This window comes from Candidatus Hadarchaeales archaeon, from assembly GCA_038823825.1.
Lineage (GTDB): Archaea > Hadarchaeota > Hadarchaeia > Hadarchaeales > Hadarchaeaceae > JAVZGN01.
This window is the reverse complement of sequence record JAWBCC010000003.1, coordinates 105,730-120,528: the sequence shown is the minus strand read 5'-3', so window position 1 is coordinate 120,528 and position 14,799 is coordinate 105,730. Positions and strand designations below refer to the sequence as shown.

General features: G+C 45.7%; 18 protein-coding genes. 6 read left to right on the top strand and 12 right to left on the bottom strand.

Annotation, left to right across the window (positions count from 1 at the left end; translation table 11 throughout):
- Window positions 1-6: 6 nt before the first annotated feature.
- Window positions 7-759 (bottom strand): 7-cyano-7-deazaguanine synthase, encoded by a 753-nt coding sequence (locus tag QXF64_04470; GenBank protein ID MEM1689734.1) that lies wholly within the window; start codon window positions 757-759, stop codon window positions 7-9.
- Window positions 760-865: 106 nt separating this feature from the next.
- On the opposite strand from QXF64_04470, the gene QXF64_04465 reads away from it, so the two are divergent.
- The gene (locus QXF64_04465) at window positions 866-1,555 is read left to right on the top strand and encodes an HAD family hydrolase (GenBank protein ID MEM1689733.1); all 690 of its coding nucleotides are present in this window, start codon (window positions 866-868) and stop codon (window positions 1,553-1,555) included.
- On the opposite strand, the gene QXF64_04460 is transcribed toward QXF64_04465, so the two are convergent.
- A complete protein-coding gene (locus QXF64_04460; protein MEM1689732.1) occupies window positions 1,547-2,068 on the bottom strand; it encodes a macro domain-containing protein in 522 nt (173 codons plus the stop codon). The two genes, QXF64_04465 and QXF64_04460, sit on opposite strands and share 9 nt — an antisense overlap.
- Before the next feature lie 62 nt (window positions 2,069-2,130).
- Here QXF64_04460 and QXF64_04455 point away from each other — a divergent pair, with 62 nt between their 5' ends.
- On the top strand, window positions 2,131-3,027 hold the full coding sequence (locus QXF64_04455; GenBank protein MEM1689731.1) for a hypothetical protein: 897 nt from the start codon (window positions 2,131-2,133) through the stop codon (window positions 3,025-3,027).
- On the opposite strand, the gene engB is transcribed toward QXF64_04455, so the two are convergent.
- Window positions 3,014-3,622 (bottom strand): GTP-binding protein EngB, encoded by a 609-nt coding sequence (engB, locus tag QXF64_04450; protein ID MEM1689730.1) that lies wholly within the window; start codon window positions 3,620-3,622, stop codon window positions 3,014-3,016. The two genes, QXF64_04455 and engB, sit on opposite strands and share 14 nt — an antisense overlap.
- Window positions 3,623-3,627: 5 nt before the next feature.
- On the opposite strand from engB, the gene QXF64_04445 reads away from it, so the two are divergent.
- Together QXF64_04445 and QXF64_04440 are read left to right on the top strand one after the other, a co-directional pair.
- On the top strand, window positions 3,628-4,422 hold the full coding sequence (locus QXF64_04445; protein MEM1689729.1) for an ABC transporter ATP-binding protein: 795 nt from the start codon (window positions 3,628-3,630) through the stop codon (window positions 4,420-4,422).
- On the top strand, window positions 4,401-5,588 hold the full coding sequence (locus QXF64_04440; protein ID MEM1689728.1) for a SufD family Fe-S cluster assembly protein: 1,188 nt from the start codon (window positions 4,401-4,403) through the stop codon (window positions 5,586-5,588). The genes QXF64_04445 and QXF64_04440 overlap by 22 nt, the downstream gene beginning before the upstream one ends.
- On the opposite strand, the gene QXF64_04435 is transcribed toward QXF64_04440, so the two are convergent.
- Genes QXF64_04435 through QXF64_04425 form a run of 3 tightly spaced genes read right to left on the bottom strand, consistent with a single transcriptional unit; the run spans window position 5,585 to window position 6,412 of the window.
- Window positions 5,585-5,854, bottom strand: coding sequence for a hypothetical protein (locus QXF64_04435; GenBank protein ID MEM1689727.1), 270 nt, complete (start codon window positions 5,852-5,854; stop codon window positions 5,585-5,587). The genes QXF64_04440 and QXF64_04435 overlap by 4 nt on opposite strands.
- A 5-nt stretch (window positions 5,855-5,859) precedes the next feature.
- Complete coding sequence (locus tag QXF64_04430) at window positions 5,860-6,003, bottom strand: hypothetical protein (protein MEM1689726.1); 144 nt, start codon at window positions 6,001-6,003, stop codon at window positions 5,860-5,862.
- Window positions 5,993-6,412: a hypothetical protein gene (locus QXF64_04425; protein MEM1689725.1), complete on the bottom strand. Its 420-nt coding sequence runs from the start codon at window positions 6,410-6,412 to the stop codon at window positions 5,993-5,995. Before QXF64_04425 ends, QXF64_04430 begins: the two co-directional genes overlap by 11 nt.
- A 192-nt stretch (window positions 6,413-6,604) precedes the next feature.
- On the opposite strand from QXF64_04425, the gene QXF64_04420 reads away from it, so the two are divergent.
- Window positions 6,605-7,531, top strand: a complete 927-nt coding sequence (locus QXF64_04420) for a carbohydrate kinase (GenBank protein MEM1689724.1) — start codon at window positions 6,605-6,607, stop codon at window positions 7,529-7,531.
- A gap of 559 nt (window positions 7,532-8,090) precedes the next feature.
- On the opposite strand, the gene QXF64_04415 is transcribed toward QXF64_04420, so the two are convergent.
- Together QXF64_04415 and QXF64_04410 are read right to left on the bottom strand one after the other, a co-directional pair.
- Window positions 8,091-9,647 (bottom strand): ATP-binding protein, encoded by a 1,557-nt coding sequence (locus QXF64_04415; GenBank protein ID MEM1689723.1) that lies wholly within the window; start codon window positions 9,645-9,647, stop codon window positions 8,091-8,093.
- Window positions 9,648-9,656: 9 nt separating this feature from the next.
- Entirely contained in the window at window positions 9,657-10,706 is a 1,050-nt protein-coding gene (locus tag QXF64_04410; GenBank protein MEM1689722.1) for a DNA double-strand break repair nuclease NurA, read from the bottom strand.
- 52 nt (window positions 10,707-10,758) lie between these two features.
- Here QXF64_04410 and QXF64_04405 point away from each other — a divergent pair, with 52 nt between their 5' ends.
- Window positions 10,759-11,640: a UbiA family prenyltransferase gene (locus QXF64_04405; protein MEM1689721.1), complete on the top strand. Its 882-nt coding sequence runs from the start codon at window positions 10,759-10,761 to the stop codon at window positions 11,638-11,640.
- On the opposite strand, the gene QXF64_04400 is transcribed toward QXF64_04405, so the two are convergent.
- The 4 genes from QXF64_04400 to QXF64_04385 form a co-directional block, all read right to left on the bottom strand.
- Window positions 11,637-11,996 carry a thermonuclease family protein gene (locus QXF64_04400; protein ID MEM1689720.1) on the bottom strand — a complete coding sequence of 120 codons (360 nt, stop codon included), beginning with the start codon at window positions 11,994-11,996 and terminating at the stop codon, window positions 11,637-11,639. The two genes, QXF64_04405 and QXF64_04400, sit on opposite strands and share 4 nt — an antisense overlap.
- Window positions 11,997-12,122: 126 nt before the next feature.
- Entirely contained in the window at window positions 12,123-12,890 is a 768-nt protein-coding gene (locus QXF64_04395) for a UPF0280 family protein (protein ID MEM1689719.1), read from the bottom strand.
- On the bottom strand, window positions 12,854-13,255 hold the full coding sequence (locus tag QXF64_04390; protein MEM1689718.1) for a 4Fe-4S binding protein: 402 nt from the start codon (window positions 13,253-13,255) through the stop codon (window positions 12,854-12,856). The genes QXF64_04395 and QXF64_04390 overlap by 37 nt, the downstream gene beginning before the upstream one ends.
- Window positions 13,256-13,259: 4 nt before the next feature.
- Window positions 13,260-14,771 carry a homocysteine biosynthesis protein gene (locus tag QXF64_04385; protein ID MEM1689717.1) on the bottom strand — a complete coding sequence of 504 codons (1,512 nt, stop codon included), beginning with the start codon at window positions 14,769-14,771 and terminating at the stop codon, window positions 13,260-13,262.
- Between the last annotated feature and the right edge of the window lie 28 nt (window positions 14,772-14,799).

Sequence of the window (14,799 nt, the reverse complement as noted above, 5' to 3'; positions counted from 1 at the left end):
TCGATTCTAGATGGGCGGTTTTGCGTAGATGCTTGGATCCTTGACGCCTGCATCTTTAAAAGCTATGGCCCTTCTTCTGCAATTTGAGCAGATTCCACAGTGGACGGGCAGAATCCTCCCACCCACATCTTTAAGTCCACCGCCCTGATAACAGCTGTACGTGTATTCCCAAGGAACTCCAAGAGACTCGCCTAGCTTCACGACCATGTCCTTGTCATGCTCGATCAGTGGAGCAAGTAGTCTATATCCACCGTGATGGGTCGCATGTTCTGCGAGTCTGTTCATCTCATCCATGAATTCGGGGGTATTATCCTTCATCCTCACAGGAGTCTCCCGTCTTATTCCAATGTAAACATCATATCTTTCTCCCTTTGAAATATAGAAGGATTCCGCATGTGCAAGACCCACGAGAAGAAGAATCGCATTCCTGCATGGGTCCCACCATCGTAGTATTCTTTGTTTTGCTTTGTCCGGATCCCAAAGATCTTCTGTTTTCGTTTCCGGGATAGGCACGTCTGGCTTCGTGAGCAGAGATGTGCTTATCTCCCCGAGCCAGCGGAGATCGATTATTTTGAGCGGAACACCCAAAAGCTCCGAAATCTTTTTTATGCAAAACTCCTCCTCAACATATGTCCTTTGTCCGTAGTTGCAGAATATGAGAAGCTGCTTGGCTGGCTTCAAAACTTTGTTGACGTAATAGGCAGTAGTAACGGAGTCTACCCCACCTGAGATCAGATTTATGGCGTTTCTTCTTTCCATCAACTCACCCTTTGACTAATGCGTCTTTGTTTTTTATTCTTTTTCAAGACATGAAAAAGTTTAAAACTTCATGAAGTGTTGAGAACTAGGATTAAAGGGACCCGTCATGTCTAGTCAAAAAATCCAAGCTAAGGCTGTAATTTTCGACACCGATGGGACTCTCGTTGATACTCTTCCTAGGTTTTTCGTGGTCTTCAACGAACTCATCGCACAAGAGGGTGGGAAAACTATCAGCTGGGACGAGTTTCTGAAGAGGTACATCGACGACACACTTGATGATGTGATTCTAGAAAGACTCGGACCTGAAACAGACTTGCACAAGTTCTGGCTGAAATTTTTGGAGAGATACAGAGAGGAGGATGCGGGAAACAAACCGATCAATGGAAGTTTAGAAACTCTCAAAAAACTTAAGGAAAAGGGAATTCCCATTGCCGTCATCACAAGCTGCATTCTCCCTGCCCAAAGATTAAAGCTAGAGTTAGATTCGCTCGGTCTTGGAGAATTTGTGGACACGATCGTGACGGGCAGGGATGCTATAAAAGACCTGAATGAAAAACATCACTTCTCCAAGGAAGAAATCTTTAGGATTGCGATTGAAAAGCTAGGCGTCAAACCGCAGGAATGCGTAATAGTCGGAGACTACTGGAACGACATCAGAGATGGGAAAAAGGTTGGAGCAAAAACTGTCGCGGTCTTGACTGGGCTGATGCGACGCGAGTTGCTAGAGAAATATGGGCCCGATGCGGTGATTAAAAGCATTGCAGATCTGCTCGAGGTTGTAGAATTCTCAAAGTAAACCTTGCCGCTCTAGTTCCTTTCTCCAAGCTTTGACCATTTGCTCGTTTATGTCACAAAGAATTATTTTTTGAAGATTTTTTAATTTCTTAGAAATCTCTTTGATAGCGGAAATCATTGCCTCCGCGGCCTCCTCAAAAGATAAACCACCCACTCCTGTGCCCATTCCGGGGATCACTAAACTCTTTGCGCCAACCTCGTCAGCACATTCTATTGCAGCCTTTGTGGCAAGATAGACCTTTTCTCTAGTTGTTGGCATGGCAGGACGTTCCATCGTGGGGGCATGAATGACAAATTTCGCTTTCAGTCTACCCGCAGTCGTTGCCACTGCCTTTCCCACTGGTATGGGCGCCTTCATCCGAGCTTCTTTTTCTATCTCTTCTCCTCCTGCTTTTTTCAGAGCTCCGGCTGCACCCCCGCCCATGAACATCAAACTGTTGGCAGGATTCGTAATCGCGTCGGCCTCCTGCTTTGTTAGATCTCCAACCAGAAGCGTTATTTCTAATTTCCCCATTCCTTCAAACATCTTACTTCTTGTGGTTTATTAACATTGCAGACAAAATTTATAAGGAGGAAATGAGGATAACTTTCAAAACACCTACTGGCAAGGCATATCACCTCGAGTCTGAAAAATTTTACCCAAATATTCTTACAGCCGGATCTCCAGGAAGAGTGAGAAAAATCAGCAAGTATCTTAAAAATTCGGAGATAATCGATGGAGACAGAGGTCTGACCGTAGTTCACGGCGAATACAAGGGAATCATGGTTTCTGCTTTCGCAACGGGTATGGGTCCGGCGAGTGCTGCGATAACTCTCCCAGAAGCTATCGAATTGACAGAAGGTCCATTAACGATTTTAAGACTCGGTACAGCTGGCGCACTTCAAAACTTTGTCAAGCCAGGTCATCTTGTTATAACAACTGGTTGTGTGAGGGATGAGAGAACCACCCAAGCCGTGGTCGGAGCAGAATTTCCAGCGATTGCCGATCCAGAACTGGTTCCGATAATTGTGGGAACCGCGGAAATGTACGGCTATGAATTTTTGCGAAATCTATGGATTGGTATCACACACGTTAAAGATGACTTATACTTCAGAGAAACACCATATTTCTCTCCTCTCTACGAGATCTTGAAACCCAAGCTTGACTCATACAAGCAAATGGGAGTACTTGCAAGCTCAATGGAGTTTTCTGTCTACTGTATTCTCAGAGATTTCTATCAGATGAAAAGAGCCGGGAAAATTCGCGTGGGCGAGATTCTCGCGATTCTCGCATCGCCCGGAGAGAGTGGACCCATAGAGCTTAAGGAAGATATCAAGAAATCAAAGCTGGAGGAAGACATGATAAAAATAGGATTGGAAACCCTTCTCGCAGTTGAGAATTTGAGAAAAGGTGAAAAGCTCCCCTTCGATCTTTCCACGATTCTGGAAAAAATGGTTAAAGTGCCTGCGTTTTCCGAAATCAGAACTTCTTAAAACACTTTATCAAATGTTCCGCTTTCTTTCTTTTGAGCCTATCGAGTATAAGAGCTCGAAGCTCCTTTAGGCCCTCGCCAGTTCTCGCTGAAACTGGAACTACTATGTCTAGCCATTGCCGCCAAGGAGGCAACATACCAAGTTTTTCGCAAATAGCATCCAAAATGAAATCTCTATCTAGCGGATGGATGATGTCAATTTTGTTGATCGCCAAAATCGGATCAAGACCCAACTCATCGAGGAAATAAAACATCTCAACATCCACTGGAATCTGGTTTCTTTTCTCCCATCGCTTGCATATTTCTAAAAACGCTCTGACATCGAGAACCTCTATGGCAAAGAGTATCTTTTCCTTATTCCCCTCCAGATATCTGACAATTTGCGTTTTTACTTTTTCTTGAACTTTTCTGGGTAAACCAGCCATGAAGCCAAAACCTGGCATATCAACAATCGAGAGACCATCAAGAGGATACCTCAAAATTCTCCTAGTGAGTCCGGGTCTTCTTCCCACTCTGACCTGCAGTCCCGTAAGTGCTCTTATCAGGCTGGACTTGCCAACATTCGACCTGCCGACGAAAACAACCTCTGGCTGCACAATGAATGTTCACACAACGTATGTTAATATCTCTGCTTCGAGAAAGAAACTTCATTCATATAAACGAAATTGACAGAGTTTTTATGGACATGTTGAAGATCGAAAAACTTTCAGTTGAAATCGCTGGAAGGAAAATACTTCACGATGTAGAGTTAGAAATTCCTAGCGGAGAAGTACATGTGATCTTCGGACCTAATGGTTCAGGGAAGTCTTCGCTGATTATGAGTATTCTCGGTCACCCAGCTTACAAAGTTGTAAGCGGGAGAATAATCTTTGACGGTCGAGATATAACGAACCTGCCGCTTAATGAACGCGTTAAACTTGGGCTTGGCGTAGCCTATCAGTCGCCACCCGCCGTGAAAGGTGTCAAACTGAAAACCATTGTAACCAGACTGAGTAATGAGGAGAGAATACTTGGATTGACGCGAAGTCTTAACCTATCGCAGGAGATTCTAGAACGCGATCTCAATGTAGGATTTTCGGGCGGTGAAATCAAGCGTTCGGAGATCCTGCAGGTAATGGCACAAAATCCGAAGTTTGCTATATTTGATGAACCAGATTCGGGGGTCGACGTAGAGAACTTACACGCGATAGGTAGGATCATAGGAGAATTCCTCGAAGAAAGAAGCGGTTTACTTGTCACACACACGGGGCACATTTTGAAACATGTAAGAGTTCACAGGGCACACGTTATTATAAATGGTACCGTCGCTTGCAGTGGCGATCCTGAGAAGATCTTTAACCAAATAATGAGAAACGGATACAAATGGTGCGAAAAATGTCTGGAGAAGAGGTGTTGATTGGCGAGGGGTGGAAATTTAAGAGAACAGCTAAGGCTTGGGGTCCCTGCCAGCTTTCTGAGCTCCCAAGGGATATAGCTGAAAGAGCGCAAGAGGTCGGAGTTAGGCCAGATATGAATGATAGATCCGGGGCGTATTTTCAGATAGATCATTCTGTTGTGTTCTCAAGGATCCAGAAAGCTTTCGAAGGAAAGGCTGAAATCATGAGCGTGAGGGATGCCATGAAAAAATATAAATGGCTTGAAAAATTTGTCTGGTCGATCATCGACAAAGAAGCGGATGAATACACCCGATTGGCAGCAAATGAATGGGACAACGGTTATTTCATCAGGATTTTTGAAAATCAAAAAATAACGCTGCCACTACAAGCATGTCTTTTCATCTCCACAAACAATTTGGACCAAAATGTACACAATGTGATACTCGCCGAGCCAGGGTCGGAAGCACATATAATAACCGGTTGTACCGTGCATCCAAATGTTCGCAGTGGGCTACACGTTGGAATTTCCGAATTTTTCGTCAAAGAAAACGCAAAACTGACATTCACGATGATCCACGCGTGGGGAGAAGAACTGATTGTCAGACCGAGAACCGGAGTATTGCTCGAAGATGGTGCTACGTTTGTGAGCAACTATGTTTCGTTGAAGCCTGTCAGAAGTCTACAGATGTTTCCAACCGCCTACTGTCGCGGGGATGGGTCAAGAGCTGTTTTCAATTCCATAATCTACGGCTCTGGAGAATCTAAGATAGACGCTGGGACAAAGATACTCTTGGAAGGAAAGAAAAGTAGGGGTGAAATAATTTCGAGATCTGTTGCGGCCGACCGGGCTGATATGACTGCCAGGGGACTGCTAATCGGGAAAGATAAGGAGAGTCGGGGGCACCTGGAGTGCATGGGATTGATACTTTCAGAAGGTGCTGTGATCAGAGCGTTTCCGGAACTTATAGCCGAGGTCGAGGGGACGGAACTCTCACATGAGGCGGCGGTGGGAAAGATCGCGGAGGAACAAATTTTTTACCTCATGTCTCGTGGCTTCTCAGAAGACGAGGCAAGATCTCTCATAGTGAAGGGTTTTATGAATCCGAATATTCTCACAGATCTCCCAGAACCGCTTAAAATGGAAATTGAAAAAATGATTGAACTCACCATGAAAAAGAAACTTTAAGTTTGAACCGGATTTACAGAAATCTCGTCCTTGTGCTTTAGCTTTGTATGGATATCTTTTATCCTCCGGCCGTTTAATAAAATCTCGAAGTCTGTTCTTATGTCACCCGTAGTTGGATCGATAACCATTTCTAGGAGCTTCGGATATCTGCGACTTATTTTCATCATAAGCGTATCAATTGTCTCATAATCTGATATCTGCACTCTGACCTCGCATGTTCCTATTTCGGATTTGAGGCTTGGATGAAGTCTCACCACTACTTCCATTTAATCTACCTATCTTGGAACGGACCTATCGACCTGGTCCCGGCTGGTGGACCTGCAGCCATGGCTGGAGAGACTCCAGAGCTCCTGCAGGGCATGGCGGCCGGGAGCCAGTTTGCCGGGTCCAACCTACAGGAACCCTCAACCAACATAGGACGGTTTCTCCTTATCCTCGGATTTCATCTGCTGAGAGATGGAAGGCAGAGGAAGTGGTGGGGGTATGTTTAGGGATCTTGAAATGATTGTCGCTTCGATCAAGGATGCACTCGTTATGGCTTGTAGTATTTGCGGAGATGGTGGGGATTTTCCCTTATATCCAGTCTCTATCTTTTTCAGTTCGTCCGGTTCACCCGAGATAAATGCTTGACCTTTCATGCTTATCTGAGCAATAGAAGGGGAATAGTTTATGGTCACTATAAAGGGGATTACCAAGTTTTCTCGTTTAAATTCAGCACCGATGATATTCACATTCGTGGAGATCTGTACCTGAGGCGGACCGGTCTCCCCGGGCTCCATCAATCTTTCCGCCGAGATGTATGTGAGATTTACTCTGATTTGCATTCCATTCACCCTGAAGAAATTGGGTGAAACTCCCATATATATGCAATTTATTTTTACCCCTACGGCGAATCATTGAAGCCGGCGGTATGGGGATTACTCTTAAAAGGTAATACTCTTAATGCTCCGCTTTCACTCTTTGTTTTGATGGGTTTATAGGGAAGAAATAAAAAGGCAGCCTTTGAAGGAGAAAAGATGAAGCGTCTTGACGTCATATGCTTGGGAGAACTTTTGGTGGATATGATTTCGAAGGATGGAGGTAAGACTTTCACCTGTTGTGCAGGAGGTGCCCCAGCAAACGTTGCCGTTGCGTGTGCAAGACTCGGACTAAAAACCGCATTCATCGGGAAGGTTGGAGATGACCAATTTGGAAGATTTTTGATAAAAACTATGAGCGAAGCTGGAGTCGATGTCGATGGAATCTTGAAAGATAAAATCGGGACTACTCTAGCATTCGTCTTCGTTGATGAAACGGGGGAGCGGAGGTTTGAGTTTAGAAGAGGCGCTGATGCGAATCTCAAACCATCGGAAATCGACAGAGAAAAGCTCGCGGGCTGCAGGATTTTCCATTTTGGCAGCATTTCTATGATTTGTGAACCCTCAAGGAGTGCAACTTTGAAAGCCATAGAAGTCGCAAGGAAAAACAGGGCGATAATTTCCTTTGACCCTAATCTCAGGCTGAACTTGTGGGATAGCGAAACTAAGGCAAAGAGGATGATCGTGCAAGGTCTTATGATGGCTGATATTGTCAAAATGAATGACGAAGAGTTACGCTTTCTTTTTGGGGAAGACATAGAGAGAGGGGTCAACAAGGTTTTAAGATACGCGAGGAGGGTTTTCCTCACACTGGGTCCAAAAGGATGTTACTACGCGGAGGGGGATCAAAGAGGATATCTGGGTGTGCCCGACGTTGAAGTGGTAGATAGAACTGGAGCAGGAGATGGATTTATGGGAGGCGCTATTTATGGAACTCTGAAAGGATGGGATGTGAGAAAAACTGCCATCTTCGCCAACGCGGTGGGAAGCTTGGTTGTGACAAAAATCGGAGCAATGCCCTCCATGCCAACACTCGAGGAGGTTCTGAAGTTCATAAAAAACCAGAAAATAAGACTTGATTTTTAAATGTTCGGATTATTTAACCTCCTCGTTTTAAAAGCCAGTTGATGTTTAGATACGGAGCTGTCTGCGATGTTGGGATTCTCTCTTCTTTCCAGAATTTCAGAAGGGTACGTCTTCTCCTAGATGGAGACCTTTTCATACCTTCAGTTACGTATTCTTGGCTGGCCAGAGATAAACTGATTCAAGTAAGAAAGCACGTCATAAAATATACATTTGTAAACCAGCTTTTGCGAAACGGCGAAATCTTCGCCCTTTATCTGCCAGAGATCTTGGACGAGCTGGCCAGAAGATTGCTTTTCCTCGAGGAACGAGAAATATCTCTTACGGATCTCAGAACGATTTTATTAGCTTCTCATTTAGGATTTCCGGTCGTTTCCATTGAGGAAGAGCTCTGCTCCGAAATTTTGGAGGGTCTAAATGCAAAACTCGTAGGGAAGGAATTCTTAAAAGGCGAACATCAATTACTCCGCAGAGCCGTTCAGCAGTATAGGCGTTTTCGGACAACCGGCTCCCTTCCTTGCACTCAAGAACCGATCGAGAGCTGCATCACTCTCAATTTCTTTCATGTCGATCTCTCACCGGTTCTGGACGAGTATGCGGAGGAACAGGTGCTTCCGTCAGATGTCATACTAAGGCTCGATGAGTGCTCTTCTTTCGCAGTTCTCTCAATTCCGACGGAAAGCGAAAGCTCGTAAAGTCTTGCTGCTTCTTCCAAGCTAAATTCAAAGGAGATGGGTGATGATACTCGCCTGATTCTAACGAAGATTGGAACGTTCACGGCTTCTCCAACGACAAGTGCTTCACCAACAGCTAAACTAGATATAGATTCTGCCACCTCCCCGGTCACCATTTCGGAAGATTTCTTTATGTGTTCAAGATCATATGGATTCGTTATCCTTAAGATTATATTCGTGTTCGTTTGCGAGAGCAACGTGGTCGAAAGCCTAACAGGTCGCTGGGAAATGACAACGAGCGAAATGTGGAATTTTCTTCCTTCCCTTGCGACCGTCTCCAGAACATGTTTAGAAATCGCTGCTTCCGTTGGGGCAAAAGTGTGTGCTTCTTCGATCACCAGAACTATCGGTGGGACTAGTCCTCTCCTCCGCAGATGGAAAATCCTGTTAACAATGTATGTCAGCAGAATCTGCTTCTTCGTCAGACTCGTCATCCTTTCCATGTTCACCACAACTGCGCGTCCTGGAAAAATCAGCGAGTCCCATCTAGGACAGTCTTCTCTGCCGAAAATACCAAGAGATTGTAAGTCAAAAAGCCATCCTTCCAACGCCCCTCTCAGATTCTTGTTTAATCCTTCCAACTCCCGTAGACGATTTATGATGTCCCAGATCTCGAAAAATCCTTTCTTCGATTTGAGATCATCGAGTATTTGAGCGAGCTCTCTGGCTTGGCTGCCAGTCATTTCTGGAATGAATTCTCGGAAATGCCAAACCGTCAGCTCAGAAGTATTTATTTTAATGTTCTCTGCCTTAACCTCAACAACCTGTCCGGGAAAACTTCGAACCAGATCAGAATATTCCCCGTGAACGTCAAATATCAGAACTGCTGGCCTCCCTCTCTCCGGGTTTCTCTTCAAAAGCTCCTCCACAATCACCTTTGCGCAGTTACTTTTTCCTGCACCGGACATCGCGAGCACGGCGAGATGTTTCTGTAAAAGACGAGTTGGGTTAAGTCTAACTAGGAGATTTTGCTCCTCGAGTTCCCCAATTTCTAATCCATCTTCGTCTAAACCGAGCACAAATCTAAGTTCTTCATCCGTTAAATCGAAAACAACTTTGCCTGGCGATGGTGGCAAGGAGGGTCTTCTGAGAAAACCCTCTTTCAAATATCCAAAAACCCAAACCTCTGCGATGGAATATTCCCACATGCTCGTCGGAAAAGCCGCGCTCAATCCTCCCCCTCTTTCATATTCCCACACAGCATCGGTCTTTTGGAAATACCTGTTCATTCTCACAACGTTCTTGACATAACCGTAAGCCCAGTTTCCGTCGACTTCTACTTTCACAAACTTGTTTAGTCCAACCACAACTCCTTCTTTTACCACAAAGCAGAATTTTCTGGGAGTGGGCCCATCGGGCGTAGCGATGACAGTACCTAGCTCCACCAGACCACCTCACAGAGGTCTCCGATCCCGCCTCGTCAAGAATCTTGGACCAATAACATCGAAAACCCTTTCTTGGATCCATTCCGCCTCCTCTCTTAATCTCGCTCTGAAATCTGCCTCCACCAGGACGGGTGGAATCGAAAACCCAAAACCGAAAGAAAAGAGGAATTCCAAGATCGAGGAGAGTTCATCCGCAACTTCTTCAGAATTCCTGGTTGCTAAAAACTCAACACGAAACGGCACATCAAACTGCGACATCCTCGCATAGAATACGTTAACTTTTCTACCGAAATCCTCAAGACCTCCCAAGGTTTGCGGAGGAAATTCCTCGGTGTAAGGGAAAGCGATCGTACGCTCTTTCTCGGATAAGATTTCATCGAGAATAGCGATATCGCGGTAGCTGAGAAGAAAGTCTTTATCTTCTCCGTCCAACTCTGCTAACTCTGCAAGCATTTGACAAAATCTCTTTCCCCTGCTATCCTTCACAAGGCCGGCCAACAAAACGCCCTTGCTTTCTGCTTCCTCGAAAAGCCTTCTATATGAGGTTATAAGCTCGTCATATTGCTCGGCGTACTCCCTGCAATCCTGAAATCTCTCTACATATTGCGGAAGAATCGATCCATCTAACAAAACGAGTTGCGCTGCCCCTTTCCCTATCACTTCTCTAGCCCTAGAAACTTCTAGTATTTGTCTTCTCATGCCTGCCAATGAGTCCGTCTTAACTTTGTCTAACGGCTCCTTGACCAAAAAGAAATGAATTGGGGCTGGACCTGAAGGAAAATATTCAACCGAAGCCAGTCTACCTGCTAGATAATGAAAAACGACGGCCACAGCTCTGATCGCGACAACATCTAAACCGTTCAACTGCAACTGCAACATTCCTCCGTCCACTCCACAAACAGAAATTTCGTCCATGGTCAACTTTTGTATCCTCATTTTCAGCTTGGAGAAAACATTTTTCTCCAGAATTTTCTTGATAAGCTTCATCCTTCTGATCTCGTAGAATCTTATTTCCTCGACGAGCTTCATAATAGAGTCTTCCAGAGTAATTTCGTTCATCGTCTGGTAGAAGCTCCGGGATAACTCTTAAGTTATTTGCGGGGAGAGAGGGGTGGGTGAACATATTCCGTCAAAAATCGAGAAACTATCTGCTGGCTTGAAGCTCATACGACCGCTGAACTGTCTGCTGGCGGGCATAGCTGTCATCATCGGAGCTTTTGTAGCCGGAGGTAAAGCAGACTGGTATTTCTACCTGCTCGCCTTTTTGACCGCGTTTATGATTTCGGGAGGCGGAAACGCCATCAACGATTTCTTCGACAGGAAGATCGACAAGATCAACAGGCCGGATAGACCAATACCTTCTGGAAAAATAAAGCCGGCTGAAGCTGTTAAAATCTCCAAGATTCTATTTCTCACTGGATTTGCGACCGCCACGCTCATGAGAAACATGCCATGCTTGCTTTTAGCCGGATTCAACGCTCTCATGCTTGTAGCATACTCGGCCCGACTCAAGCGAACCGGATTGCCAGGCAACATTACGATCGGATATCTCGTTGGATCCACATTTCTTTTCGGCGGGATTGCACTCTATCCTTTCAGACAAGAGTTTCTACCGGCGTCCTTGCTTTTGCTTGTTCTTCTATCTTTCTTCTCGACTGTTGGAAGGGAAATCATAAAATCCATCCAGGATTTCGAGGGAGATAAAAGACTGGGATTAGAAACATTTCCAATAAGATATGGTAAAAGAACTGGTGCGGCCGTTGCCAGTATATTTGTTCTTGTTGCCATCTGCTTGTCTCCCTTACCGCTTGTTTGCGGCATATTGAGAACAGGTTACGTTCTCTTTTTACCGATGTCGTTGTTCGCTTTCATCACGGCCATAGGTGAAATTGTGAAAGCCCAAACAAAGAAATCTGCAGCGATGGCCTCAAACTATTGTAAACTCGGGATGTTTTTCGGTCTGCTCTCTTTCATGGCAGGCACAATTTTTTAATCCTCTAGCCACTCCCATGGGTTGAACTCCGATGGTGGAATGAATAAAATTTCAGCAAAACCGTGCTTAAGCAGCTCCGCATTCGCGTTTATCCATTTTCCATCCACTAGCACATAGACGACCGCCAGAGTTCTGCCGTAGAAATCATGTGGTTTCATGTCGTCAACGTTCAGACCTACTGTTGACCCAGGAGGACACAGGTTTTCTAAGAATTCTTTAGCCTCTAACGCCCCGGGCTCAGGAGGATCGTGGTAAAGCTCTGGAGCGTTTATTCCGACAAGCCTTACCCTCTCACCGTTGTTTAATTCAATTGTGTCCCCGTCGATCACCCTTTTGACTATTACTATTCTTTCCACAAAGCTTGGGAAATTTTCGGAAGTTTTAGAGCGCCCAATCCTGAAAATGAAATAGCACAATAAGCCTGCCAAGACGAGGGCTACAAAAATCAAAAGATATTTTCGGTTTTCCAATTGATTCACCGATTAGACCCAATCTATTTCTTTTAAAACACTTTTTCTTTCGGTCGGAATAAGCTTGGGAAGCTTTCCTTTCATTCCAGCCATTTTTCCGCGAATTATTAGACACCCTCTTACTTCGTCTATCTCGTCGGCTTTTTCCAAGCCATTTTTTATAGATTGTTCGATGTCTTCTCCTGTCACCTCATTTGCTATTGCAGTTGCTGCCGCATCTGCAACCGAGGCTTCGTCTGCTACTACTACAACTGCGTCTGCCACACCAAAACTTATAGAATGACCAACGGTTCCGGAACTCGTGCATATGCCGATTGGGAGATCTCCACTTGTTATCCTGAAGCCGATGGTACCCGAAAGTGGAGAATCCCCGGCGAAGATTCCGACCGAAAAATCGAATTTTCCGGACGCCGAGATGTCTCCACCGTTCTCAACAATAGCCCCACCCACCTCGGAAGCTGCTACGGAAGCAACCTGAGCGATAGCTCCTGCTACCGCTGCAAAAGGTCCGACACCTGCGATTTCAGCTGCTCTCAACATAAGAGAAACCACCTTTGGCTTCTCAGGGTCCCTAATTTTCAGCGGATGGAGAGAATATCTGAACTCGGGATAACGCAGAACGTATCCTTCTATTTCGAATCTAGCTTGCTTAGCCGCCTCAATGGCTGCAAGAATCGCTTCTTTGGATTTAGCCTTAATGAGCAGAGTTGTTTCTCCTCGTCTCCATCTCGCCGTTAGAAAGGTTACCACCTCCCGATCTTGAGAGCTCTCATGGGGCATGTCGGAATGCATGCCTCACAATAAACGCACTTTTCTTCATCAAGCTTCAAGGAGAAATCATTTGTGAGACGTAAAGCTTGCGTCGGACATATCGAAACGCAAGCGCCACAATGAACGCAGCGCGACTCATCGAGCTTTATGACTCTTCTGATCTCTTCCACCTCAACACCCAAATCTCTGAGTTTCTGAAGGAGTCTTTCTAGCTCATGCTGAGGTGCGTCCACAGAAATCATTATTTCTCCACCGGAACTGTCGATGTCCGCGTAGAGGATGTTGACAAGGAGTCCAGTCTCTTTTATAGCTGAAGCCAGCACCGGTTCCGTTGCTTTCGTTGCTGAATATTTCAGAAGAATTTTCTTTTTCATGAAATCACCTCCTCTTCCCGATCAGCTTGGAGATGTCGTCGGTAGTGATTATTCCAACAACCCTGCGGAAGGCGTCAATAACTGGGACCCCCGAGATGCCATGCTCATCTAGTTTTCTGGCGACCGATTCGATAGGTTCATTCTCTACGGCCGTTATCACCTTTCTCGTCATTATCTCGGCAACCTTGTTTTTGCCAGAACCTATAGAGATGGCTAGATCCCAAGAAGTGACAATACCAACTAGGGTCCCTGAGTCGTCTACCACTGGTAAGTGATCGAAGCCTCCCCTAGCTAGAATTCTTGCAGCCTCCGCTATCGGGGTTTCCGGCTTGCAGGTTATAACCTCCCTCGTCATCAAATCTTTGGCCACAATAACCCTTTCCGGCTGACGCATTGGTTTGAATTCCCTCTCCGTCGAAAGTCTTGCGACGGGCTCGGAAAGCAAGAATTCTCCCTTTTCTATGAGCTCCTTAAGCTTCTCTGCAATCTCCCTCGAGATTTTTATGCTGCTAAGCGGGCTAACGGGAACATCCTTTCCGTAAATCTCCACTTTACCGGACTTTAACTCAGCATAGCTGACTTTCCTGATAATCGGCCTTTCCCGTCTCGGAACCCCATAGTCTAGAAGATCTATCATTATTTGCTCATCGCTGATTCCGGCAGATGCGGCAACTCGCTCACTGATAATCGGAATGGGTATTCCGATTCCCACAAAAAGCGACGTCCCGTACTTATGTACTGTCGCACCACGTAGATATTTTGCATCCATCTGCTTTAGATCTCCAGCAACCATTATCGTTCCACGTTGCTTTTTTGGATCGTGCTGCGTTCCTTCGCCTACTATATATCCCTGGGCACCGGCTAAGAAAATCCTAGTTCCGATTCCAATAGTTTCGTAGTTCGGATCTTTCGCGAGCGGACCAAGCTCACCCGTTCCCGCAAATGTCACGTTTCCGAATTTCGGAAGAAGCGTGCCCATATATGTGTAAAGCGTTTCGTCTGTTGAATTTGTCGCTGCGACGTATCGCTGGTAAGCATTTCTTGGGTTACAGAGGATCGCCTGGTTCAGATCGTGAATCGTGAACGTAAGCTTTATTTCTCGTCGCGGATAACAGTCGGTCCCATATGCTTTGGCCTCCAACTCTATCTCTCTCCCGCTGACTAAATCCTCGATGACGTGGCCGCCGCCGTACTCAATGCCCTTGCTCCTGGAGAGAGCCGTTGCACCTATGTACACATCGACTGCAGCTAGGCCAGCGTAGGCCGGAACGTCATTCAGGTAGACTTCTCCTCCTCCGAATTTTATCGGAGGATCCGAGTGACCGAAGTTTAGAAATGCTCCAGAACTACACATGAGGCCGAATGTTCCTGTGGTCACAACGTCAACTTCCTTTGCGGCTGCCTCGGCACCTTTTTCCCTGACCAATTCTACCATCTCTTCCGCCGTGAGAATTACGGCATCCCCTCGCTTGATTTTCTCGTTTATCTCCGCGATGGTCCTCTTTATTTCTATCACCTCCCTTTTACTTGGGATGAGTTATTTT

Excerpts from the sequence above, each read along its gene's own strand:
- QXF64_04470 (MEM1689734.1), bottom strand. The coding sequence starts at position 759 with ATGGAAAGAAGAAACGCCATAAATCTGATCTCAGGTGGGGTAGACTCC.
- QXF64_04465 (MEM1689733.1), top strand. The coding sequence starts at position 866 with ATGTCTAGTCAAAAAATCCAAGCTAAGGCTGTAATTTTCGACACCGAT.
- QXF64_04460 (MEM1689732.1), bottom strand. The coding sequence starts at position 2,068 with ATGGGGAAATTAGAAATAACGCTTCTGGTTGGAGATCTAACAAAGCAG.
- QXF64_04455 (MEM1689731.1), top strand. The coding sequence starts at position 2,131 with ATGAGGATAACTTTCAAAACACCTACTGGCAAGGCATATCACCTCGAG.
- QXF64_04445 (MEM1689729.1), top strand. The coding sequence starts at position 3,628 with ATGTTCACACAACGTATGTTAATATCTCTGCTTCGAGAAAGAAACTTC.
- QXF64_04440 (MEM1689728.1), top strand. The coding sequence starts at position 4,401 with ATGTCTGGAGAAGAGGTGTTGATTGGCGAGGGGTGGAAATTTAAGAGA.
- QXF64_04435 (MEM1689727.1), bottom strand. The coding sequence starts at position 5,854 with ATGGAAGTAGTGGTGAGACTTCATCCAAGCCTCAAATCCGAAATAGGA.
- QXF64_04430 (MEM1689726.1), bottom strand. The coding sequence starts at position 6,003 with ATGTTGGTTGAGGGTTCCTGTAGGTTGGACCCGGCAAACTGGCTCCCG.
- QXF64_04425 (MEM1689725.1), bottom strand. The coding sequence starts at position 6,412 with ATGCAAATCAGAGTAAATCTCACATACATCTCGGCGGAAAGATTGATG.
- QXF64_04420 (MEM1689724.1), top strand. The coding sequence starts at position 6,605 with ATGAAGCGTCTTGACGTCATATGCTTGGGAGAACTTTTGGTGGATATG.
- QXF64_04410 (MEM1689722.1), bottom strand. The coding sequence starts at position 10,706 with ATGAACGAAATTACTCTGGAAGACTCTATTATGAAGCTCGTCGAGGAA.
- QXF64_04395 (MEM1689719.1), bottom strand. The coding sequence starts at position 12,890 with ATGCCCCATGAGAGCTCTCAAGATCGGGAGGTGGTAACCTTTCTAACG.
- QXF64_04390 (MEM1689718.1), bottom strand. The coding sequence starts at position 13,255 with ATGAAAAAGAAAATTCTTCTGAAATATTCAGCAACGAAAGCAACGGAA.